A 23719-nucleotide genomic window follows, 5' to 3' on the forward strand; every position below is an offset into this window, starting at 1 on the left:
CCTGAAAAATCTGGATAGGCGGCAGATCCAATGGAAGTTACTATAAAAGTTTATGACATGACCTGTGGTCACTGCCAAAAAAGAGTAGCGGATGCAATTTCTTCTCTTGAGGGGGTAGAAATCGTTGACGTAAACCTTGAATCCGAAAGTGCAACGGTTAGCTTTGATCCTGAAAAAGTAAGCCTGGATGACATCAAGGCAGCTATTCAGAAGGCAGGATACCCAACAGAAAGTGAAAACGAAGCTAAGAAAGAGGCTGGAGTAGAAGTTCCCGAAATAACGGAGGTCGAAGGGGAGACGTCAAAAACTGCGGAGCCTGTTTTAGAGGGACCAGAGGGACCTGAAGAGGTTCCTCAAACCTGTCCCCTCACTGAAACTTGTGAACTGCCAGAAGAGGAACCAGGGGTCTCAAGCCTGAAAACCGGTCAAAAAGAAATCACGCTTGGAGTTTCCGGCATGACCTGTTCGGCCTGTGCCTTAAATATTGAGAGAGTACTGAAGAAAAAAGCAGGAGTATACTCAGTAGTTGTTAACCTTGAACTTGGAAGGGCAAATGTTAGTTTTGAGCCCTCGCTTATCTCTCCAAAAGAAATCGGTGAAACCATCGAATCTATTGGATATAAGGTAGAAAAAGACACAGTGACTCTGAATCTTGAGGGCATGAGCTGTGCTTCCTGTGCTGCAAATATTGAGAAAGTCCTTAACAGGACTGAAGGCGTAATTTCAGCGTCTGTGAATTTCCCACTTGAAAAGGCAGTTGTAGAGTTTGATTCCTCCCGCGTCTCTGTCAGAGAAATAATTGCCGCAGTTCAGGGAATTGGCTATGGAGCATTTGTAAAAACCGAGGCTGTTGAGTATGAAGACAGAGAGCAGATGTCCAGAGATGCTGAAATCAGGAGGCAGAGAAATAACCTGATAATTGCTCTTGTTCTGGGAATTCCAATAGGGCTGGGAAACATGAGCATGATGTTTCCTTTCCTGTCCTTTGTACCTGATTTCCTTTCCAATCATATTGTTCTTTTTATACTATCCACTCTTGTCCTCCTTTTCCCTGGCAGACAATTTTTTGTCGGGACTATAAAGGGATTCAAGTATGGGGTAACTGACATGAACCTGCTGATTGCAGCAGGGACAGGGTCAGCTTACCTTATCAGCGTAGCAGCAACATTTCTTGATCTTGGCCCCGGATATAATAGTCTTTACTATGACACTGTGGCTTTCCTAATCATTTTCATTGTCCTTGGCAGGTATCTTGAGGCAAGGGCAAGAGGCCAGACCTCTGCAGCAATTAGAAAACTGATGGGCCTCAGGGCAAAAACCTCCAGAATCCTTGTAAACGGCATTGAAAAGGAAGTTCCTGTTGAAGAAGTAGCAGTTGGAGATATTGTTGTTGTCCGGCCCGGAGAAAAAATTCCTGTTGACGGCATAGTAGTTGAGGGGAGTTCTGCAGTAGATGAGTCCATGCTCACAGGAGAAAGCATCCCGGTAGAGAAAGTCCCGAATGATACCGTTATAGGAGCTACTCTTAACAAGACAGGGTCTTTCAATTTTCGGGCTACAAAGGTTGGGGCTGATACTGCCCTCGCCCAGATAATCAGGCTTGTTGAGACTGCGCAGACTACAAAAGCTCCAATCCAGAGGGTTGCAGATGTTGTTGCCGGGAACTTCATAGTAATCGTGCATATTATTGCGCTTCTGGCCTTTTTCTTCTGGTTTTTCATAGGTTACTGGCGCTATGGAGTAGGGGAATCCGCAACTCTAGGTGGGATCAGTCCATTCCTATTTTCCCTGCTTATAGCCATTACCGTCCTTGTAATCTCGTGTCCATGTGCAGTCGGGCTTGCAACGCCTGCCGCTATCATGGTCGGTACCGGTAGAGGTGCGGAAAACGGGGTCCTTATAAAAGGTGGAGAGGCTCTCGAAAGAGCGCATAAACTTGATACTATCGTTTTTGACAAAACAGGCACGCTTACGGCAGGCACTCCGAAGCTGACAGATCTGGTTGCCGTTCCCGGTCACAAGGAAACGGACGTACTTTTTATTGCAGCAACGGCTGAGAGAGGGTCCGAGCATCCTCTTGGGGAAGCTATTGTAAACGGGGCTGAAGAACAGGGAATCAGTCCCGGAAAAGCAGAAAACTTCCATTCCATTCCTGGAAAAGGAGTAGAAGCCTATTTTGAAGAAAAAAGAATTTTGCTTGGTACGCGCAAACTTATGGAAGAAGAAGGTTTTTCCTTTAAAGAATTAAAAGCTGAAATGCGAGTATTTGAAGAGAGCGGAAAAACTGCAATGCTCGTAGCTTTCGGAGAAGAAATTATTGGCCTTGTTGCAGTTGCTGACACCCTGAAGGAAACCTCAAGAGAGGCTATTGAAACTCTTAATAAGATGGGTCTAGAAGTAGTTATGATCACAGGCGATAATGTTGTTACAGCCAATGCAATAGCAAAAGAAGTAGGTATTCCCAGAGTGCTGGCAGAGGTACTTCCTGAAGACAAAGCAAATGAAATTAAGAAGCTTCAGGAAGAGGGCAAGCTTGTCGGAATGGTGGGTGACGGCATTAACGATGCTCCTGCGTTGATTCAGTCTGATGTTGGAATTGCAATGGGAGCAGGTACGGATGTAGCAATGGAATCCGCAAAAATTGTGCTTATCAAAAATGATCCAAGAGATGTGGTCGTAGCTATTAAGCTGAGCCGGCTTACAATAAACAAGATCAAGCAGAACCTTCTATGGGCTTTTGGATATAACACGATAGGTATTCCTATTGCAGCCGGGATTCTTTATCCCTTCTTCCACAGCATCCTCATTACACCTGAACTTGCCGCCGCTTTTATGGCACTCAGTTCGGTCTCAGTGACTACGAATTCCCTGCTAATGAAAAGAAGCAAACTCAAATAAAAGGGGCAGATAACTTAAAATTTAAAAATACAAATCTGGACAGATTACAAAACAATAGAAAGACTGGAGGTTATATGATGAAAGCTGGTTCCATAGATAGCAGGCCAAGAGTAATGTTTCTGTTAAGCCTTACCACTTCGATAGTGCTTGTTATCCTTTTTCTTTCAGGATCTTTTTTAACCAACGCGTCTAGAGGGGAAATTGCCTACACCAGGGTCGATATGGCTGCGGGCTCAATTTTTGTTTTTGTGATTTCCATGATAATTTCACTGTCTCTTTGGCCCAGAATTGCAGACAGGGTTGAAAGCAAGGAGAAAAACAATAAAATTCCAGACTGATTTTTTTCTGGTATTGAGGGCTTGAAGAACTCTCGTGAAACTTCTTGTGAAACTGTTTGTGAAACTGCTTGTGAAACTGCTTGTGAAACTGCTTGTGAAACTGCTTGTGAAACTGCTTGTGAAACTGCTCGTGAAACTGCTTGTGAAACTGCCTGTGAAAATTATAACTCACTCAAATTTCTTAGCGATTTATTTTTTTAATATCTTAATCAAGTTTCTTCTCTTACATTTCCATAATAGATGCTTTTCAGTAAGGAAAATAAACGAAAAATCTATTCTAAAAAGAGGGCTTTCCAGTTAAAAAATTAGCCCAGATTTAGCTTTTTAGAAAATAGTCTGGACTTAATAAATAGAAATTTGCCTGTTTGCATTAGTTAGTGAGGATTTCAGAATAATTATTCATTTAAACGTAGTAAATTTGTTTATTGGGGCGCCACAAATAGGACATCTGTCGAGTGCTTCTCCTTCAAAGGTATATCCGCACACTTCACAAACCTGGACAGGACCGAGTTCAATGTCTTTTCCTGAGTTAACCGAGTCTAATGCCCTTTCAAAAAGTTGTTTATGCATTTTTTCACTGGCATATGACCATTCAAAGCTTCTTTGTGCTCTTTTTTCTCCCTGGAATTTTGCAACTTCAATGTATACGGGATACATTTCTTCAATCTCGTATGTTTCGCCATCAATGGCCAGCTTAAGATTCTTTAAGGAATCGCCAGGGCCAAAAGCTGCCATACTATTTGCAACAAATCCTCCATCGAGATGTCTTAACTCGCGGTAATGGTCTCCTGCATGTACATATTCTGCATGGGCAATTGCACGAAATAAGCGGGCTACATTATAGAATTTTTCTTTTTCGGCCTGGTTTCCGAAATGTAAATATCTCATATGTGCCTGGCTTTCTCCTCCGAATGCGTTGATAAGATGCTGTTCTGTCATTTTTTTCATTTAAAAACCTCTTTTTTTATGAAACTGAACATTATACTTTTGGGCTCACGCAGTTGAAAAAAATCAATTATGAAAACATATTTCAAAAATATCCTGGTTTAAACTGTTTGAGGTTTAATTTGATTGATTTTTCGGCTCAACTGCGTGAGTCAAAATTGCCTTACTCAATTTTTACATCTACCGCGTTCTCAAATGGCTGCTGATAAGGTACTGTAACTTTAAGTACACCATTTGAGTATTTGGCCACTGCTTTTTCCGGGACTATCGGGCAGCAGACTGCGTAACTGTCCGTATATTCAACCCCTTCCTTGTTGGCTCTTACATAAAAACCGTCTTCGGTAATCTTAAAAGAAATATCTTTTTTATCCACCCCAGGAAGTACTACTTCAATTTCAAGGTTTTCGTATTTGTCGTCAGGATATGCGCATATAGATGGTGAGACTTTTAAAGTTTCTGCCATAGAACTACCCCCAAATGACATTATCAATTAACATATTTATATATTTTCATTCGGTTAATTAATTTGTTAACGTTAAACACGCAAATTCAGCGGCGCTTTATCACTCCGGCTTACGAAATTTTGGCCGGATTTGAATGCAAATTAATACAAACAAAGGGTGTTTAGATACTCTGTATCTCTGGGTTTTGACCGGATGTATATAAATAAATTAAAAAAGAATCTTGATACATAGTTTCCTTAATGGTAATCCTGTAATGACTCTGGTCCAAAATCTAGTGATTTTTGTATTTTTCGATTGAAATCATGAACTTGCAGGAAGAATTCGTTCTTCAATCAAACTCAATATTTGATATCGAAAGACTTCCATCGAGAGGACGTATTTAATGGATTATAACCAATTATAAAATCTAGTGATTTTCAATTTCACGTTTATCACTGGATTTTGGTACTGAGTCCCTGTAATTCTAAAAATATTAATTTGAAGGGAACTCAAGCCCATGTCACGTAAAGTAAGAATCCTATAACTATATCAGAAAACATTTATATGAAACACAGACAAATAATATAAGAACAGAAAACTTTCATATGATGTAGATCAAAACCTAAAACTGTCATATAGGCGCGGGTCAAAATAGAAAATTGTAATAGAAAGTAGATCGCACAAGACATCTCAAACAAAGCCAGACATTACCTACTTCCTATGATAGGGAATTTTTAATATATCCGTGAGATCATATCATTTAACTATTTTCATGTAGAATTATTTCATGTGAACTTTTCCAGATTGATAATTCAAAAGTGAGTGTTAATACATGAGGGAATCCGTCAGAAAACTCGGGCTTATAGGAGCCGGCCTCTGGGCAATAACCGAAGATAAGATAAACGACCTTGTAACGGAACTTGTTGACAAAGGGGACATCAGTAAGGAAGAAGGCAAAAAAGCTGTCCAGGATATGCTTGAAGAAAGAAAAAAACAGAAGCTTGATCTTGAGAAGAAAATCTCTGAGAAGATTCAGGAATCTATATCAAAAACCGATAATATCTTTACTAAAAAAGATCTGCATGAACTTGAGTCCAGGATAGAAACGCTGGAAGACGAAATTCAAATAATCAAAAACAAAGAAAAGATGTTTTTTAAGTGAAAACAATTTTTAACAACTTTTCACTTCTTTCCTTTCTATTTCACAACTCTTCAATTTCGATCTCTTCTTCAGGGCTTGCCGATTTAAGCAAGTCTTCGAGATCTGCCATATCAGAATCAACCTCCTGGATTTCTGCCTGTGTAAGTTCCATTTCCATATCTGTAGCTGGTACACCATTCCCTGCCCCAACGGCGTTTGAGTTTACTCCTGACTTTTCTATTTCAGACGTATTGTTCCCGACGCAACCGGATGCTGCAAGCCAGATAATTAAAGCTGACAGTACAAGCAGGTGAACGAATTTAACCATTTTCTACCTCCTTAATTATGTAGTTTTTTTTCAATAAATTTTCCAGTCTCATCCCCTGAGCTAGATTTTTTCCCTTTATTAGAAACCGTAATTCTTTTGGGGGAATACACTTAATTTCTTAACTAATAATAGTATTACGTTTAGTTATAAAAGTATCACATTCATAACTAGGAATCTCCTATTTAGAACCAAATGTATTACTTTTAAAACTAAATATATTATACTTGGTTATTACTCACATTAATTTTAAAATTATAGACGTTACTATTAATTATGTTAAATTTAAAATTAACGGTGTTACGTTTATAATACTAATGATATTATATTTAAATATTTACTATATCTACGATATTTTCGGTACTTATGATAATTTTAAGGCTGTTTTGTCTAACTATTATCTGGTTCTGGCTTCAGTTCCGTTATCCTCTTTTTATCCAGGTGTTGTTAGGTTTCTAACCTTAGTTCCGTTATCCTCTTCGGTTTCGTAATTTTTGAGCTCGCCGAAAATTACTCTGAGTAACTTGTTAGCTTTACTAATATCAGTGAGTGACTGACGAAGGTAATTATTCGCAGTTTGCATATCTTGCCGGGTTACATTCTCACCACTGTATAGGGAATCTGCCATTACTTTCTTTTCCTGCGCGGATTTTATGTAAGAAGTGTAACTGGCAAGCTTGATCTCAAGTTCAGATGTATCAATGCCGGTCTCTTTCATATCCCCAATTTTTACATTAAGTCTTTCCGAGAGGTTTTCGGATTTTTCAAGAAATTCTCCGATTTTCTCACTTACAGTCTGCCCTGCGCTTGAAAGGCTGATTTTCTCGGCATCATTCCATATCCCACGCACAGACCTGACCACAACCAGAAGCTCTTTCTGGCTTGACACGTTTGCAACGTTTGCCTTTTCAATTTCAAGCAATTTTATCTTTTCATTTATGGCAATAACGTTTTCGTCAGTTCTGTTCCCGTTTGAATATTCCATATTGCTCTCTACATTTGCAAGGTGAGCTATCATATAGTTAATACTCGAGTTAAGGTAGGACTTTGTGGCATTTCGAGCCTCTTCGGAGTTAGGGTCAAGTTCTTTTGCCTGAATGCGGTTTCTTATTTTGAGAAAATCTTCTTTTGCTTCATTATACTCCTGTTTCTGAAGCTGGAGTTCTTCCTCTAATTGTTTTCTTTCCTGTTTGTATTCGGAAACTTTATTCTGGTTTTTTGTGCTGAGATTCTTTTGCTCTTGTTTCACATTGGATTCAGAACTGTTGTTCTCACTTACGTTGTCAGTTTCATTATATGAAACGAGAATATCTTCACGCATATACTGGTTCTGATTGCTGTTTACATGATCAGAAGAGTTTCTGGCAGCGAGGGAGCCTCCTGACAGTAAACTGAGCAAGGTTAATAGAATCGTAAAACAAGCCAGATCTTGAACAATTCTTGATTTTTTCATCTGACTTCCTCCCTTTATGAGTTATTACAACGTTATAAGGATCAAGTAAATATAATTATTCTTTTCGGAATTTATCTTATTAAAACTTAGATATGGGATTTCAAGCTTGATACATTTCTCGACTCCTTTACAAAGCTTTAATAGGCGTGCGTTATTTTTACAAGCTCTTTACAAAGAAAAGTAAAAGATTTATGCTAAAAACCCATTTAACATCTCGTGAATTTTAGAAAGCTATGCAGTTTCTCACTTATTTTCTTTCTCATTATGGTCTTTCAGGGAAATGCAATCGCGGCCACAATTCACGGGACAGTCTATGAGTGGGATACTTTCAAGCCTCTTAATAACTCAGTTGTAGAGATCAATTCTACCCCGGAACAGAACGTTATTGCAACGGATTCAGAGTATTCTTTCAACCTCACCCCCGGAACCTATACAATAAATGCCAGCTATCTTGAAGGAAATAAGGTCATTTATACGGCTCAGGAAAAGGTTGAGGTATCAGGTGAAGGAGAGTATGTACATGATCTCCTCCTTTTCCCGCCTTCTCATGAAGAGCTTCTGGATCAGGATAACTTTGAAGCCCCTTATCTGGATTATGAAGAGGAAGAGCCTGTATCTCAGGCAAACTCTAGCTATGCCTTTTTAGCTCCTGCTTTCCTGGTTTTTATAGTCCTGATGCTAGCCCTGCTGCTGGCAGCCTACCTTTTAGGGAAGAAACATCAAAAATCGGCAAAGCCTTCTTTTTCTGAAGGTTACCGAGAGCCATATTTGTTGGAGTCTGAAAACCCAATAAAGGATGCAATATTTTCTGAAGAGGCCGCAACCAACTCAGCCGAAAATACGGCCGATTCAGCAGAAAACATAAGTGAAATTTCGGAACTGAGCTCTGAGCAGTTTGCTGAAAAGTTCGAAAGAACATCCAGTACTGACAGACCTATACAGCAGAAAAGGCCTATAGAAGAGGGTCAGAATATATCGAGTTTTCCTTTCCATGAGAGGGAGCCTAATAAATCGAGTTCTGAAACTAAGGAACATTCAAAGCTCAATCTTCCTGAGGATCTCAAGGAACTTCTGGAGATGGTCCGAGCTAGTGGAAACCGAATCACCCAGAGAGAACTACGAAGAAAATCCCCCTATTCGGAGTCAAAAGTCAGTCTTATGCTCTCTGACCTTGAGGAACGCGGGCTAATTGAGAAATTCAAAAGAGGAAGAGGAAATATAATCCGTATCCCGGACGTGCATATCTCCAAGCAGACCAAACATGACAGCAAGAAGGAATAAGCAGATGCTGTACCCTAAAGTTTTTTTGTAGGATTATAAAACAGTAAACTATATAACTGAATTCATTGACTAAGCAACAGAAAAGGTTAACAATAGAGTACGCGGTATATTTGAGCACCCTTTTTGATCTCTTATGCTAAAATTGCTTACCAATATAAATGTCCTGATCGCAAACCTGAGTAATAAGGCCCTGCTCCGCGGGAATGGATTTGAAACTCAGGTTATGAAATTCAAATTCAAGAGGCTAGATGGCTTGATTAAAGCCGGATATCCTGATATACCATCTCAACCCTGACAGTAAGCTGTTTAATAATGCGTGAATGAACATTGTATACTGGTAAAATTATTATTTAAATCATGATTATTTAAATCGCACAAGGGATTATTAAAAAATGCACGAGGGACAACATGCGAGTTTCCATGGACATTGAATTAAAAGATGTACCCGGGCAGATGCTTTTAGCCCTCCAGCCCCTTTCGGAATGTAAGGCTAACCTGATAACAGTAGTACATCACCATCAGAAGAGAACCCCACGAAAAACAGTACCTGTACAGCTTGTACTTGAAACCAGGCCTGAAAGCATTGAGACAATAAAGGCTAAACTTGAAGAAAATGGAATTCGAGTTGTAAGAGTCGGTGAACACCGTTTCAGGGAAAGCATAAATGTAGTGCTCATAGGGCACGTGGTCCATACAGGGATCCAGGATACGATTGATGAGATTGACAGGACAGGGTTTGCTGAGGTTGCAGACCTTTCCCTTTCTATGCCCGGTATCAATATGCTTTCTTCAGCCCTCATGAGAATCGATGCTGTCGGTAAAGAGGACTTGCATAAGGCACTCGCCATTCTCAAAGAAGTCTCGGCAAAAAAAGACCTGCTTATGGTTCTTCCAATTGATATCCAGGCCTGAAAAATAGTTTTAGGAGATTTGAAAACATGAAAACAGTGTGCTGTTCCATTCTCGGGTTCGGTGCAATCGGACAGGGCGTGGCTGAAGTACTCCTTATGAAAAAAGAGTATCTGGAAAGTATCGGGCTGGAAGTGAAAGTAGTTGCTGTTGTAGACTCAAAGGGCGCAACTGTTAATCCTGAGGGTGTAGATCTTGCCGACTGCCTTGCCAGGAAGAGGACAGACGGAACGGTAGCTCTTAAGAATATCTCTGGAGTCGAGGTTATCCAATCCGTAGCTCATGATCTTGTAATCGAAACTACCCCGACGAATATACTAACTGGCGGGGCAGGTTTGCAGAATATGTTTGCGGCCTTCAAGACCGGAAAAGATGTTATTACTTCCAATAAAGGGCCTCTTACCCTTAAGTACAGAGCACTCATGGAAGCCGCAAAGGCATCAGGCTCTCATTTCAGGTTCGAAGCTACCGTTGGTGGGTCAATGCCTATTATCAACCTGTCAAACGAGGTACTTGCAGGCAATAAGGTTAAAAGTATCAAAGGAATTCTAAATGGGACCTGTAATTATATCCTGACAAGAATGCTGGAGGAAAGGGCAAGCTACAATGACATTCTTGCCGAATCCATGCAGCTCGGTATTGCTGAAACCGACCCTACATACGATGTGGAAGGAATTGATACGGCCTGCAAACTTGTCATTCTTGCCAACGCAATTTTCGGACTTGATGCTATCTATAGCGACGTTGAGGTTACGGGAATCACGAAAGTTACACCTGAAGCCCTTGAGATGGCTTATGAAAGAGGGCATGTGATCAAGCTTATAGGGGAAGTAAGCAGGGAAAGAATTCATGTAGCCCCCAGACTCGTACCTATCAACCATCCCCTTGCAGTAGGAGGGACGCTGAATGTGGCGTCGGTAGAAACTGAACTTGCAGGAGAAATTACGGTTACTGGTAAGGGCGCAGGCCCAATTGAAACTGCAAGTGCGATTCTCAGCGATCTGATCGCAATTTATGGAAATTGATAGGTTAAAATTCAGGCTAAGAATTCAGGCTAAGAATTCAGGCTAAAAATTCAGGTTAAGAATTCAGGTTAAGAATTCAGGTTTTGTCCCGAATTCGGAAAAAATAAAATTAAAAAGCTGCGTTGATCATGACAAGTTTCAGGGAATTTGCAGAAACCTGCCAGGCGATTGAAAAAATCTCGAGTACAATTGATACTACAAGTAGGGTTGCTGACCTTCTTAAAATGGTTGATGTTGAAGAGTTGCCCATTGCAACTCATTTTATTATGAGTGAGGTTTTTCCTGCCTGGAGTGGAGAACAATTGGGAATTGGCACGAGCCTGCTGTATGTTTCCTTATCCAAAGCTTCCGGAATGCCAGTAAAAAGTATAGAATCTCTTATTCGGACTACCGGGGATATAGGGGACACAGCCCTTCTTATCCTCAAGGAGAAAAGGAAAAATCAGGTTACTTTTTCCTCTTTCTTCGAAGAACAGCCCGAGCTCTCAATAACCGAAGTTTATAACCGTTTTAAAATTGCCTCTGAAGCCTCAGGAAAAGGCTCACAGGACATTAAGATAAAGAACCTTCAGTTTCTCTTCAATTCCTCGACCCCAAGGGAAGCAAAGTATATTTCCAGGCTTGCGCTTGAGGAACTCCGCATAGGCGTCGGAGAAGGCGTTGTAAGAGATGCAATTGCAAAAGCTTTTTCCGTGCCTGCGGGTGTTGTTGAGCACGCCTTTATGGTTACGAACGACCTGGGGATAGTTGCTGCAACTGCCAAGGAAGGCGGGGTGGAATCCCTTGAACACCTGGGAATTGAAATCAATCGCCCGATTAAGATGATGCTCTCGCAGATCAGCCCTGACATAATTGACGATATCAAAGAAATGAAGGAGGCTGCGATTGAATGGAAATTCGATGGGGCAAGAATCCAGGTCCATAAGGATGGAAATTCAGTTACGCTTTTCTCACGAAAGCTTGAAAATGTTACAAATTCTCTCCCTGACCTTGTGGATATCGTGCGCAAGCATGTAAAAGCCGAATCTGCCATCCTTGACGGAGAAGCCGTCGCAGTGGACGAGAATGGTAAGCCCAGGGCATTTCAGGAGATCCTTAAACGCTTCCGGCGCAAGTACGATGTGGAAGAAAAAGCCCTTGGCATCCCTATTCAGCTCAACCTTTTTGACATAATGTACTTAAACGGAAAAACGCTGATAGACCTGCCTCTTATTGAGCGGCGAAAAGCGCTTGAGTCCTGCGTGGAAAGCTCGGTTGAGGATTCAAAATCCATCTGCGTGGACAAACAGGTAATAACAGGAGACCTTGAGCTTATAGAGAAAATCTATAAGGAAGCCTTAGAAGCCGGACATGAGGGAGTTATGGTCAAAAACCCGAATTCGATTTATTCCCCTGGTAAACGCGGCAAAAACTGGCTTAAGAAAAAGCCTCTTATGGAAACTCTTGACCTTGTAATCGTAGGCGCCGAATGGGGCTTTGGAAGGCGCGCAAATCTCATAGGCTCTTACACACTTGCCTGTTATGACCCAGAAAATCTGCATTATCTTCAGATCGGGAAAGTAGGCACGGGCCTGACCGATGACCAGCTAAAGGAGCTCACAGAGATACTTGCCGGGCTTATGGAAGGTGGAGAGGCAGGTGGGGTATTTGCAATCCGGCCAAAAGTAGTCCTGGAAATCGCCTTTGAGGAAATCCAGAAAAGCCCCAATTATGATTCCGGTTTTGCGCTGCGTTTCCCTCGCTTTATCCGCATCCGGGATGATAAAGACCCCGAAGAAGCCGATACGATACAGAGAATTGGAAAGGTATATAGCCAGCAGTTGAAAAGGCTGTAAAAGGTTGCGGTTGCCGTTTCTTTTTGCGGTAACCTCTCAACTTTTTAACTATTTTTAATACGATTTAAAGCTTTTATCTCGTTTCGCTGAAAAGCAACCCTTTTAAAAAAAGGCTTGACCGAAAAATCCCAAAATTATCAACATAATAGTTAGTTTCCTGCGGGTTCAATAGGTTACACGGTTACTACTCTTATACGCATTGGAGAGTCAGAATTATTCTTTTTATCTATATCTATCACTACAGAACTCCAGGCATGTGGCAGTGTTCTGCAGGTGTCCGTAGTTTCGCCATCTAAAATAACTTTAAACTCATATTCTCCCTCTGCAAAATATGTATATTTTCCTTTAGACCATGGCATTGACCATCTCAGCAATAGCCAGAATGATTTCGGCTGTGCGATTTGCTCGTCAGGAGATAGTTCATAAGTTCCTTTGAATATAGATTCATTATACGAATCAAATACTTCAACTGTTACCTCATGATTCTGGAGATCATTATTATATATATAAAATAAAGGGTCAGGAGAGCCAACTAACAAATATGGGAAAACGACGAAATAATTCAGCAAAATCAGTATTAGAATTCCTAAAAAGATGAATATTTTTTGGCGACTTTTAATATTTAGGCCCCCTCTAAAATCAAATAATTTATATAGTCAAAAAATTAAAAGGAAGTCCTTATTCCCCATGTTTAGCTCCGTTTATAATCTGTAACAGCTCACAGAAAGAGTTTCTCCTTAGTCCAGAGCTTTAGTTTTCATTCTAGAAGTCAAATCATTATTTCTCTTTTTACTCTACAACACCGTCAAAATTTACAATAAAGACTTTTTCATTTGCTTCAAGCTCATTTCTTATCCTGATTGCGTCACTCTCTGGAATCCAATTTTTTGGTTCATTTCCAAAAGAAACATAACATATAGTTGTCATTTTCACCTGAAGATTATTTCTTTTCATCACATTAAGAAAATTTTCGTTTTCAAAACCTTGTTCGGATACAATTATGTAATAATCTCCTTTTTTGATATCAGGAGGAAACCCGGGTTCAGGAATTTTTTCTCCTTTATTAAATTCATCTACTACAGCCGTTTTTTTGTCTTTTTCTACTTTTGCATAGTTCCTTCCTGCGCTAATGTCAGTATTGTAATCTATACTATAGTTTACAGGTATATTGGAATTTTCAAGAATAGTTTTAACTTCCTGATCAGTAGTTCCATTTTCAAATTCAATAAATAAACCAGTTATCTGTTGTTCTTGGACAGGTGTTTTTTCGTTAACTGGCGTTTCGTTATCCACCGGCGTTCTTGTATCAACTGGATCTTTTGTATCAACGGGTGTTTTTATGAATAATACAGCAAGCACTAAGAGAATTAGAAGAAAAATAAAAACAACAATATTCTTATTGAATTTACTCACGCCAACCACCTAAAAAATGAGGAGTTTCAGCTCCTCACATATATACGATCAAAGGCAGTCACGCTATACTTGTTTTCTTCCTGTGCGTTAGCAGCTGGTACTAATACCATACCAAGCAGCAGCATTGTCAAAAATAGTGTTCCTATTTCAAATTTCCTTGTCATCCAGTTACCTCTTGGTTTAGTTTTCCATGAGGCAGGATCAAACAATCTTTAAGTACTCTCAAGGCTATCATTTCCTTGCCTCAGGGCATGTGGAGTTCAAATCTACTCTGGAACGTTTGTTTGAGCTTCACATTCAAAAGCAGTTTTAATCTTCTTTTATACATTTATTACGTCGACGAATTTTAATCAGTCTAATTAACATTCATTAAACCGACACTTTTTTTATCGAAAATTCAGAAGTTTCAGGGTTTAAACTGACAGAGTAATTTTGACCTAACTTTTAACAAAAAATCTCAATGCTTGTCTCTTCACTAAGCAAGAAATTAGCAAAATAAATACCAACATACGTGCCCCAACAGGAAATAAAAACATATATTGTATTAGAAGAATTCAATAAGAAAGAAGAAAAAATCTGTAGATTCGGCGGCGGAAATGAATAGCTTTGAAATTTATAATGAAATGGAAGAGAATCTACAGGCCATATACAGGTCAAGACTTCTAACCGAGATACTTCTATCATTGAACGAAAGCAGCAGAAAACTTTCCCAACTGCGTGAAATTACCGGAAGTACATCCCAGGCAATAATTCCAAAGCTAAGAAAACTGGAAGAAGATTATCTGATAGAAACAAAAGAACGTGAGTATTGCCTAACTCCTGTAGGAAAGATTGTTGCTTCTGGAGTGGCTGACTCTTTTGCAACAGTTGGGACAGTTAATAAATTCAAATATTTCTGGTCTACGCATTATATAGAGAGAATTCCCACTCTATTGCTAAAAGAAATTGGATGTCTTTACAATTCTAAAATTCTCCATGACAAAAGAACAAAGATTCTTAGTGTCTACTGCAATCAGTTAAAAATGATTAAAAATGCAGATCATGTATACGGCATATCATCCGTAATAACTGAAGGATACACTGATTCCATCTATGAAAGAGTTAAGGAAGGAATTCCTGTTGAGCTTATAGTTCCTCTTAATGTTGCAGAAGAATTAAAACAGTTGCCTTATGCGGAAAAACTTGAGGTACTGAAAAGCTATAAAAATTTTCAGTTAAAATTTACGAATGAAAATATTAAAATGGGGCTAATTGTTACGGATAAATGCCTGGCCTTAAGCCTGTACAAAAAAAGCGGCATTGAATATGACATAACTACAGGTTTGTTCAGCTCTGATCCAAAGGCTATTGAGTGAGGAGAGAGGCTTTTTGGGTATTATAAAAAGGGGGCAGGGTTAACAAAAACATAATAGATTCAAAGCGCGTCAGTGAAAATAGACGAATATATTATTGAAATATACAAACTAGTCTAAGAATTCAAAGATATGCTTGTCTCTATATCTATATTATTTTTCCAATGTAGTCAATACCAAGTGCTTTAACTGTTAAACACCAAATTATCCAGTTTCTGTGCTATAAAGTTATAGCCCCCATTAATTTAAGAAAAACATCAAAATCTTATATTTTGTATTTACTGATTAGTCAGCGGATTCATAATGCATATCATAATACTCATTATTAATTTTTATATATTCAGTCTCGTTATTATACATAATATTAGCAAACTCTGTCATATTTCCGTCGTCGTTATCGAAAGGGAGCTTAATTTCTTTTCCTGGATTTTTTACTGCTTCTTCGACATAGGGATATTTTTCGATATCTACTAAACTGAATTCCACATATTTCTCTGGTGGGTTCTGAAGTTTATCTGCGCGAACATACATACCTGCACCAGGCTGATAAATCACTAAAAAGAAAACCAGCAATAGTGCAAGGATTCCAAAAGAAATAATCATTAGAGCTATTGTCTTTGATTTCATACAACCCTCTTCAAGCGACAATGAAATAACAATTAAACTGTCAACGTGCAACATAAATAAAATATTCTAAACTTGTTTTGGGCTCAAATTAAGGATTTCTACAAAGCCAATACTTTTGTATTTCGGTTAAACTTGGAGACTGTCAATAAAAATAGACTCGTTTATTACTGAGATATGCAAGCTAGTCCAGGGATTCAAAGATACGCTTTCCTCTGTGCTTATATTATTTTCCAAAGTTGCCTTTATCGTATAATTATTTTTACTTAATGGAAAAGACATCTTGAGTAATAACCATAAACTTTTAGATTCTTTTGCTTTTTCGTGAGGAGACAGTTTATAATTCTCTTCAAATATTGGTTTGCTATTTGAATCAACTATTTTGATAAGTAATGTGTGATTGGTTTCGTCTCCATTCTCAACAGAAAAAAAAGATGTAGGGGGACCCATGAAAAGATATGGTAAGATTATAAAAAATCCTGCTAAAATCAGAAGGGCTATTCCTAAATGGCGAAGTTTTTTATTGACTTCTTCCATGTTTCCACCTAATTTCTTTTCTTAAAATTATTAATTATCTATCCCATAATCTACGGTGTTACGGCAGGAAGTACACCATATATTTGTAGAGCCTATCCCAAAAGTCACTTTATTCTTAATCGTTGGGAATTTTCAAAATTGTTTTCATGATCAGAAACTTGATTGCTTATTCAAAATCCGAGGCTCAAGAAGCGAATTTCAAGTTTTGGGATGAGCTCGTACTCTGTTGAGCATAAACATAATTCATTTTCCAGGGAATTTTGGAGGGAATTTGGGTGAAATCTGGTAACCCAAGGGCAAAATATAGAAATTTTGGGAAAGACTATGCTTATGGAATCCAGTAATTTTCCCCTTACTATCACCATTCTATATATTCAGGCATCACGATCCAAACTTTTTCACTCATTTCGAGTTCATTTTTAATTCTAACTGCATCTTTCTGAGTAATACAATTTGTTCCCAGAATATCATCCCTAGAATTACCTCTATAACTAACTAAACACCAAACGAACGTTTTCACCTGAAGATTATTTGTTTCCATTAGTGCAAGAAAATTTTTATCATGGATGGCTTGCTCTGTTACTGGATATATAATATAATCTCCTTTCGTAATGACTAGAAAACCAGAATCAGTCCAATTTTCTTCTTTCCTTAATCCATTCTCTTCTATCTCCTGCACTTCATCTTTGTTCACCTTTATGTAGTATTTGTAACCTCCATTATCTGCATTGCAATCTATGCTATAGTTCAATGTCATATTGTAATTTCCGAGAATGGTTTCAACTTCTTGCTCAGTTGTTCCATTTTCAAACTGGATCAGAAAACCAGATATTTTAGGGGTTTGAGTTTCTTTTATCATGTCAATTGAAGTTTTTATAGCCAATCCAAATAATATTGCTAAAGTCAGAAAAAAGATAAAAGCAGCAATTTTATTATTTATTTTGCTCATATACTTCATCCCAAAAAAGATGAGAGTTTTTAACTCCCCATATATATACGATCACTTTCAGAACCAAGTGCTTCCCAGTAAGCCATACCTAACGACGTAGGAGACGGATCGCAGATACGCAAATATTGTGCTGAGTCAACTTGTTTGTATCCTCGACAAACTCTAGCATGTGTCGGAGTCCCACTCATGAAAGGTCTATAGTTATTAATTTCAGTAGCAGCTTTATAGTTATTAATTGTCTATTCTAATCTACAGCGTTACTACAGGAAAGAAAGAGGTCATCCTTAGTCCAGCGCTTTAGTTTTTCTAGAAGTCAAATCATTACTTCTCTTAATATGCAACACCGTCAAAATTTACAATAAAGACTTTTTCATTTGCTTCAAGCTCATTTCTTATCCTGATTGCTTCACTCTCTGGAATCCAATTATTTGGTTCATTTCCAAAAGAAACATAACATATAGTTGTCATTTTCACCTGAAGATTATTTCTTTTCATCACATTAAGAAAATTTTCGTCTTCAAAACCTATTGAGGATACAACTATGTAATAATCCCCTTTTTTGATATCAGGAGGAAAATCAGGTTCAGGAATTTTTTCTCCTTTCTTAAATTCATCTACTACAGCCGTTTTTTTGTCTTTTTCTACTTTTGCATAGTTCCTTCCTGCACTAATGTCAGTATTGTAATCTATACTATAGTTTACAGGTATATTGGAATTTTCAAGAATAGTTTTAACTTCCTGCTCAGTAGTTCCATTTTCAAATTCAATAAATAAACCAGCTATCTGTTGTTCTTTAACAGGTGTTTCATTATCAATTGACATATTCGACTTAACGTGTGCAGGTGTAAACAGTACTGAGGGTACTACGATAATCAGAAAAATAATAATAATGACAATAACCAATATTTTATAAACTGATTGTTTCATCATGAAAAATTTGCCACCTATACCACCCGGGTATATATAGTTAAAATGGGTCCTGTAGAGTAAATTTGAACTCCATTAATTACTATCAAAACAAATTATATAAACTGTAAAGGTTTTAACCAGATTATTAAACTATTAAACTATCAAACTATATGTTTAATTTATGATTTCCTTTTAGAATAGTATTACTTAATATTAACAGTCATTTGATGTATTATGTATAACTCGCAGGAATAGTTGACTCTTTTGGAATAGTAGGAACAGTCAACAAATTCAAATATTCTGGTCTACGCATTATATAGAGGGAATTCCCACTCCGCTGATAAAAGAAATAGGATGTCTTTAAAATTCTAAAATTCTCCATTTATCCATTAAGTTTGATCAGTTGTTTTCTACCAAAACGCACATGAAATTCTTCTAATCATCTTCGAATCACAGGCACAAAGAAATGAAAGTACTTTTCACCTTACCCTTTTTGACTATCGATTTCGTCATTACCCTGAGTAGTAAGATTGTCCTAATTTTGGTTTTTCAAACAATCGCTAAACTCATCAGTAAATCAACTCATTAGAAAAAAAAGTTCATTAAGTGAAAATTGAAAGTGAGAGATCTCCACTCAATTTGAAGAAGATACAAAAAAAGAGTTAAATGAGAAAAGAATTGGAAAATGGAAAAAATTCATTCTTCCATTTTCTTTTTCTCAAAAGCCTCCTTTACAATTTTCAAGGCACAGAGATTCCCACACATCGAGCAGGTATCGCTTTCAGTTTTTCTGGCATCCCGGATTTTGCGGGCCCTGTTGCCATCGATTGCCAGTTCGAACTGTTTTTCCCAGTCAAGGTCCCTGCGGGCATATGCCATTGCCAGATCTTTTTCCCAGGCGCGTTCTCTCGGGCCTTCTTTTATAAGGTCAATAGTGTGGGCTGCAACCTTTGTTACGAGGAGGCCCTCTTTTATATCCTCAAGGGCTGGAAGGGCAAGGTGTTCCGAAGGAGTTACCATGCAGAGGAAATCTGTGCCGTGCATCCCTGCAACTGCTCCTCCGATAGCGCCTGTAATGTGATCAAAGCCGGGAGCAATATCAGTCACAAGCGGGCCCAGAAGATAGAGAGGAGCACCATTACAGAGCTCTTTCATGCCCCTAACGCTGAGTTCGATTTCGTTCAAAGGCACATGGCCCGGACCTTCTACAAAGGTCTGGACATCGACAGCTCTTGCCCGCTTTACGAGTTCACCGAGCGTGATAAATTCCATAAACTTCGGGCGGTCAGAGGCATCGGCAATACAGCCGGGACGCATGCCGTCTCCAAGGCTCAGGGTCATATCATATTCTTTTGCGATTTCAAGGAGATAATCAAATTCGGCATAGAAGGGGTTGTCTTCTCCGTTATGCAGCATCCAGGCAAGGGTAAAAGAGCCTCCACGGCTCACGACATTCATGATCCTGTCGCTCTGGCGCAGCCGTTCAAGTGAGTTTAAGTTAACCCCGGCATGAACGGTAACAAAGTCAACTCCCTGTTCGGCATGTTTCCGGACGGCATTGAACATATCATCCGAAGTCATTTCCACAACAACTTTCCTGGAAGCTGCAGCCTGGTAGATTGGGACCGTTCCGACTGGAATGTTAACAGATTTCAGGATTTGAGTGCGAATTTCGTCCAGATTTCCGCCTGTAGAAAGGTCCATTACGGCATGAGCGCCGAAAGTTTCTGCGGCCTTTGCTTTTTCGATTTCGGCATCAATGTCTATATAGTCTCTCGATGTCCCGATATTGGCATTGATCTTTGTGCTCATATACTTGCCAATACCTATAGGAAGGGTCTCTCGCCTGTTATTTACAGGGATAGTGATTAGCCCTTTTGCCACGCAGGAGCGGACAGTCTCAGGGTCAATTCCTTCAGCTTTTGCCACGGCTTCTATAGAGGGTGTGATGATTCCCTTCTTCGCATCTTCCATCAGTGTCATTGTTACTCCAGACTGCAGGTTAATGAAAAATTATAATATTATATTAATTAACAGATCTCGATGAAAACATGTCAAATAACAGCAATATCATTGACTGCAACTAACCGACATTTCATAAGCATATTATAAGGTTGACCAGAATAATAAGGATAAAGATAAATCCGGTACTTATATCTTGCAGACTAGAACAGACAACTCATATATATCTTTTCATGTCTGGTAAGTCATATAATATGTATAATCAGTCAAATATATAAATAATGTGTGTATATTATTCAGAGCATGCGCAGAAAGAAAACCACGGAAACTGTTTTTAAAGTAAAGGTTTTTACAGCTTACCGGTATAATTGAACCTGACCAGTAAAATAATTGAATCTAACCAGTAAAATAATTGAATCTAACCAGTAAAATAATTGAATCTAACCAGTAAAATAATTGAGTCTAACCAGTAAAATAATTGAATCTAACCAGTAAAATAATTGAATCTAACCAGTAAAATAACTGAACTTACCAGTAAGATTAAGCCGATGCACATAAAATAAACGAGAAAAAAGAAGAGAAATCTTTCAGGTGCATTTCCTAATTCACTTCATTATGTGTTTCAATTAGCTTCATTATGCGTTTCCGTACACACATTTCTTATTAATACTATTTTAGATCCCAATATAATCTCAAGAACGGAATCAGGGTATTTTATATGACAGTTGTCGCATTTGCAGAAAAGAATAAGGCAGCATCCCAGATTGCCAGCATTCTGGGCGAGGGGGAAGTTGAGAGGATAACAGTTGAAGGGCTGCCAGCATATGAATTTAAGTGGAAAGGTGAAGAGTGGCTGGTAATGGGACTTTCCGGGCATATTATGAATTATGACTTTCCGGAGCAATATAACAAATGGAATGAAGTCAATCCGGGTGTGCTTCTTGGAGTCGACCCGCAAAAACTTGTAACGCGAGCTGAGTATGCTGCTGCAGTAAAAAATCTGGCAAAAAGAGCAAATAAGATCGTCCTTGCCTGCGACTATGACAGGGAAGGAGAAAACATAGGATTTGAAGCCAAGACACTTGCAGAAGAAGTAACAAATGTGCCGGTTGAAAGGGCACGTTTTTCGTCTCTCTCCCCAAAGGAGGTAAAAAAAGCTTTTGAAAGCCTGATAGACCCGGACTACAACATGGCAATGGCTGCAGAAGCCAGACAGATTCTGGACCTTAAAATGGGAGCAGCTTTCACCCGCTTTGTCACGCTTTCGGTCAGGGAAAGAGCAAGAACAAAGGACATACTTTCTATCGGTCCCTGCCAGACGCCTACCTGCGGGTTTGTATACGAAAGGGAAAAGATAATCCGGGCTTTTCAGGCAAAGGACTTCTGGAAGATAACAGCGATTTTCTCGGCAGAAAGTGGAAAAGAAAGAGAAAAAGAAGGAGGAAAAGAAGGAGAAAAAAAAGGAGGAGACTTTGAAGGCACTCACAGAGCAGGAAATATTCATGACAAAGAAAAAGCTGTTGAAATCTTCAAACGGCTGAAAGGGGCAAAAGAAGGGTTAGTTGCAAAAAAGACCGTAAAAGAAACAAAAACCAGCCCTCCTAATCCCTTAAATACTACAGAATTCCTTAAAAGGGCCTCCAAGTTCCTCGGAATAAGCCCGGAGCTTGCCCTTGAGGTTGCAGAACAGCTTTACCTTGCAGGGTTTACCAGTTACCCCAGGACCGAGACAAACAAATACGCAGACGACTTTGATTTCAAGTCCCTTGTCTTTGATTTTGCACGCCAGAAGGAATACAGGCCTTTTGCAGAGTCTATCCTTATAGCCCCAATTGTCCCGAAAAACGGGGAAAAAGATGCACACGATCATCCTCCTATCCACCCGATAAGAGCGGCTTCAAGAGGAGAGGTTAGCTCTGCAGTAAATATCCCTCAGGCACCTGAAGTCTATGACCTTATAGCAAGGCATTTTCTGGCAAACCTTATGCCTGCAGCCGTTTTCGAAAAAACGCATCTCCATTTGCTCGTACATGAGGAACCTTTTGACTCATCAGGAACCGTGCTCAAGGATTCGGGATGGCTCGAAGCCTATCCTTTCGAAAATAAAAAGGATAAACTTCTCCCGTTTGTAGAAGAAGGCCAGAAAGTGGGCATAAAAAAGCTCAGCAATACAAAGTCCAAAACCAGCCCGCCAAAGAAACTGACCGAAGCCGAACTTTTGACCCTTATGGACAAAAACGGAATAGGGACAAAGGCCACAGCTCCCACTCATATTGAAACAAACAAGAAGCGAGGGTATCTTGAGACAAAGGGAAAAACCATCTCTATTCTGGATACAGGCTTTACCCTTATGGATGGCCTCTCTCTGACCGTTCCGATTCTAGTAAAGCCGGAAATAAGGGCAAAGATCGAGGCTCTTATTCAGGAAGTAGAAGACGGAAAAAAAGAGTTTGAAACTGCCCTTGACGAAGGCACAGCCCTGATCAAGGAGATGTACGCCCAGCTTGAGGCAAATAAAAAGGAGCTAACTTCAAGCATAGCAGGCACGATTAAGGATGAAGCTGCACTTGAAGACAAGAAAAACTACATCGGAACTTGTAAAGTTTGCGGGCACGTACTCAGGATTGTGCAGACTGACTCAGGCCGCTTTGTGGGCTGCACAGGTTATCCCGATTGCAGAAATTCTTATCCTCTGCCAAAAGCCGGGGCTTTGACCGTACTCAGGAGCAAGGAATGTAAAAAGGAAGGAGTAGCTGTCCTGAAAGTAGGAAATAAGTATAACTGGGCTGTGGGTATAGGCCCCTGCTTTACCTGCGACCTTGAAAAAGAATGCTATCCCCCAGAAACGGTCGGCTCCTGCCCTGAATGTGACGGAAATATGTTCCTGATCACCTTTAAAGACACCCGATTCCTGGGCTGCACGAAACGCTGCGGATATACTCATTCAGTCCCAAAAACCGGAAAACTGACCCTGCTTGACAGAACCTGTGAAACCTGCGGTTGGAAGCTGTTCAGGTTGAAAGAAGAAGACGACAGCCCTGAGAAAGAGTTCTGTGTAAACCGGCGCTGTCCGGAAGGCAGAAAATACTGGAAAAAACCAGGTAAAGGAGCCGAAACAAGGATCAGGGAAAAGGCTTCTGTACGCCGTCCTGCAGCAAGTTCAGCAGCAAAACCGTCAGCGAGTTTAGAGACAAGTTCAGCAGCAAGCCTGTCAACAAGCTTGCCATCAAGCCCAATAACAGAAAAAACTTCAAAAGTATCGGCTGCGGGCCTGAAAAAGAGTAAGTAAAACAGTAAGAGAGAGAAACTCGTATACTAAAGAAACTAAGAAAATAGATAAGAAAATAGATAAGAAAATAGATAAGAAAATAGATAAGAAA

At 39.4% G+C, this 23719-nt stretch carries 21 protein-coding genes; 10 read left to right on the forward strand and 11 right to left on the reverse strand.

The genetic code is table 11. The annotated features are described in order from the left end of the window. Window positions 1-30: 30 nt before the first annotated feature. The gene (locus MSKOL_RS13230) at window positions 31-2898 is read left to right on the forward strand and encodes a heavy metal translocating P-type ATPase (protein ID WP_048156951.1); all 2868 of its coding nucleotides are present in this window, start codon (window positions 31-33) and stop codon (window positions 2896-2898) included. Window positions 2899-2972: 74 nt separating this feature from the next. Then, window positions 2973-3236, forward strand: coding sequence for a hypothetical protein (locus tag MSKOL_RS13235; RefSeq protein ID WP_048156953.1), 264 nt, complete (start codon window positions 2973-2975; stop codon window positions 3234-3236). Between the two features lie 399 nt (window positions 3237-3635). On the opposite strand, the gene MSKOL_RS13245 is transcribed toward MSKOL_RS13235, so the two are convergent. Together MSKOL_RS13245 and MSKOL_RS13250 are read right to left on the reverse strand one after the other, a co-directional pair. Then, window positions 3636-4184, reverse strand: a complete 549-nt coding sequence (locus tag MSKOL_RS13245) for a rubrerythrin family protein (protein WP_048156958.1) — start codon at window positions 4182-4184, stop codon at window positions 3636-3638. 160 nt (window positions 4185-4344) lie between these two features. Further along, complete coding sequence (locus MSKOL_RS13250; RefSeq protein ID WP_048156961.1) at window positions 4345-4644, reverse strand: Hsp20/alpha crystallin family protein; 300 nt, start codon at window positions 4642-4644, stop codon at window positions 4345-4347. Window positions 4645-5456: 812 nt separating this feature from the next. Between MSKOL_RS13250 and MSKOL_RS13255 the strand changes: the two genes are divergently transcribed. Continuing rightward, on the forward strand, window positions 5457-5786 hold the full coding sequence (locus MSKOL_RS13255) for a phasin family protein (RefSeq protein WP_048121637.1): 330 nt from the start codon (window positions 5457-5459) through the stop codon (window positions 5784-5786). A gap of 40 nt (window positions 5787-5826) precedes the next feature. On the opposite strand, the gene MSKOL_RS13260 is transcribed toward MSKOL_RS13255, so the two are convergent. Then, the gene (locus tag MSKOL_RS13260) at window positions 5827-6093 is read right to left on the reverse strand and encodes a hypothetical protein (RefSeq protein ID WP_048121635.1); all 267 of its coding nucleotides are present in this window, start codon (window positions 6091-6093) and stop codon (window positions 5827-5829) included. 430 nt (window positions 6094-6523) lie between these two features. Continuing rightward, the gene (locus tag MSKOL_RS13265; protein WP_048156962.1) at window positions 6524-7543 is read right to left on the reverse strand and encodes an OmpH family outer membrane protein; all 1020 of its coding nucleotides are present in this window, start codon (window positions 7541-7543) and stop codon (window positions 6524-6526) included. Between the two features lie 264 nt (window positions 7544-7807). Here MSKOL_RS13265 and MSKOL_RS13270 point away from each other — a divergent pair, with 264 nt between their 5' ends. From MSKOL_RS13270 to MSKOL_RS13285, 5 genes are all read left to right on the forward strand, one after another. Next, window positions 7808-8824, forward strand: a complete 1017-nt coding sequence (locus MSKOL_RS13270; RefSeq protein WP_231592241.1) for a MarR family transcriptional regulator — start codon at window positions 7808-7810, stop codon at window positions 8822-8824. Window positions 8825-8957: 133 nt separating this feature from the next. Then, window positions 8958-9119, forward strand: coding sequence for a hypothetical protein (locus MSKOL_RS20370; protein ID WP_156151093.1), 162 nt, complete (start codon window positions 8958-8960; stop codon window positions 9117-9119). A 113-nt stretch (window positions 9120-9232) separates the two neighbouring features. Continuing rightward, entirely contained in the window at window positions 9233-9736 is a 504-nt protein-coding gene (locus MSKOL_RS13275) for an amino acid-binding protein (protein ID WP_048121629.1), read from the forward strand. 26 nt (window positions 9737-9762) lie between these two features. Then, on the forward strand, window positions 9763-10758 hold the full coding sequence (locus tag MSKOL_RS13280) for a homoserine dehydrogenase (protein ID WP_048121626.1): 996 nt from the start codon (window positions 9763-9765) through the stop codon (window positions 10756-10758). A 128-nt stretch (window positions 10759-10886) separates the two neighbouring features. Continuing rightward, the gene (locus MSKOL_RS13285; RefSeq protein WP_048156967.1) at window positions 10887-12593 is read left to right on the forward strand and encodes an ATP-dependent DNA ligase; all 1707 of its coding nucleotides are present in this window, start codon (window positions 10887-10889) and stop codon (window positions 12591-12593) included. Between the two features lie 173 nt (window positions 12594-12766). Here MSKOL_RS13285 and MSKOL_RS13290 read toward each other — a convergent pair whose 3' ends face one another. Both MSKOL_RS13290 and MSKOL_RS13295 read right to left on the reverse strand, forming a co-directional pair. Beyond that, entirely contained in the window at window positions 12767-13132 is a 366-nt protein-coding gene (locus tag MSKOL_RS13290; protein WP_156151094.1) for a hypothetical protein, read from the reverse strand. A 250-nt stretch (window positions 13133-13382) separates the two neighbouring features. After that, window positions 13383-14006 carry a UPF0228 family protein gene (locus tag MSKOL_RS13295; RefSeq protein WP_048156973.1) on the reverse strand — a complete coding sequence of 208 codons (624 nt, stop codon included), beginning with the start codon at window positions 14004-14006 and terminating at the stop codon, window positions 13383-13385. 596 nt (window positions 14007-14602) lie between these two features. On the opposite strand from MSKOL_RS13295, the gene MSKOL_RS13300 reads away from it, so the two are divergent. Next, window positions 14603-15361: a winged helix-turn-helix domain-containing protein gene (locus MSKOL_RS13300; RefSeq protein ID WP_048156978.1), complete on the forward strand. Its 759-nt coding sequence runs from the start codon at window positions 14603-14605 to the stop codon at window positions 15359-15361. A 282-nt stretch (window positions 15362-15643) separates the two neighbouring features. On the opposite strand, the gene MSKOL_RS13305 is transcribed toward MSKOL_RS13300, so the two are convergent. From MSKOL_RS13305 to thiC, 5 genes are all read right to left on the reverse strand, one after another. After that, the gene (locus MSKOL_RS13305; RefSeq protein ID WP_048156980.1) at window positions 15644-15985 is read right to left on the reverse strand and encodes a hypothetical protein; all 342 of its coding nucleotides are present in this window, start codon (window positions 15983-15985) and stop codon (window positions 15644-15646) included. A gap of 126 nt (window positions 15986-16111) precedes the next feature. Then, a complete protein-coding gene (locus tag MSKOL_RS13310; protein WP_048156983.1) occupies window positions 16112-16519 on the reverse strand; it encodes a hypothetical protein in 408 nt (135 codons plus the stop codon). A gap of 358 nt (window positions 16520-16877) precedes the next feature. Next, the gene (locus MSKOL_RS13315; protein ID WP_048158364.1) at window positions 16878-17468 is read right to left on the reverse strand and encodes a UPF0228 family protein; all 591 of its coding nucleotides are present in this window, start codon (window positions 17466-17468) and stop codon (window positions 16878-16880) included. Between the two features lie 330 nt (window positions 17469-17798). Beyond that, the gene (locus MSKOL_RS13320) at window positions 17799-18290 is read right to left on the reverse strand and encodes a UPF0228 family protein (protein WP_048158365.1); all 492 of its coding nucleotides are present in this window, start codon (window positions 18288-18290) and stop codon (window positions 17799-17801) included. Window positions 18291-19073: 783 nt separating this feature from the next. Continuing rightward, window positions 19074-20360, reverse strand: a complete 1287-nt coding sequence (gene thiC, locus MSKOL_RS13325; protein WP_048121619.1) for a phosphomethylpyrimidine synthase ThiC — start codon at window positions 20358-20360, stop codon at window positions 19074-19076. 697 nt (window positions 20361-21057) lie between these two features. Here thiC and MSKOL_RS13330 point away from each other — a divergent pair. After that, a complete protein-coding gene (locus MSKOL_RS13330; RefSeq protein WP_048156986.1) occupies window positions 21058-23628 on the forward strand; it encodes a DNA topoisomerase in 2571 nt (856 codons plus the stop codon). The last annotated feature ends 91 nt before the right edge of the window (window positions 23629-23719 follow it).

The sequence above is a fragment of the Methanosarcina sp. Kolksee genome, assembly GCF_000969945.1.
In the GTDB taxonomy this organism is placed as follows: Archaea; Halobacteriota; Methanosarcinia; order Methanosarcinales; family Methanosarcinaceae; genus Methanosarcina; species Methanosarcina vacuolata.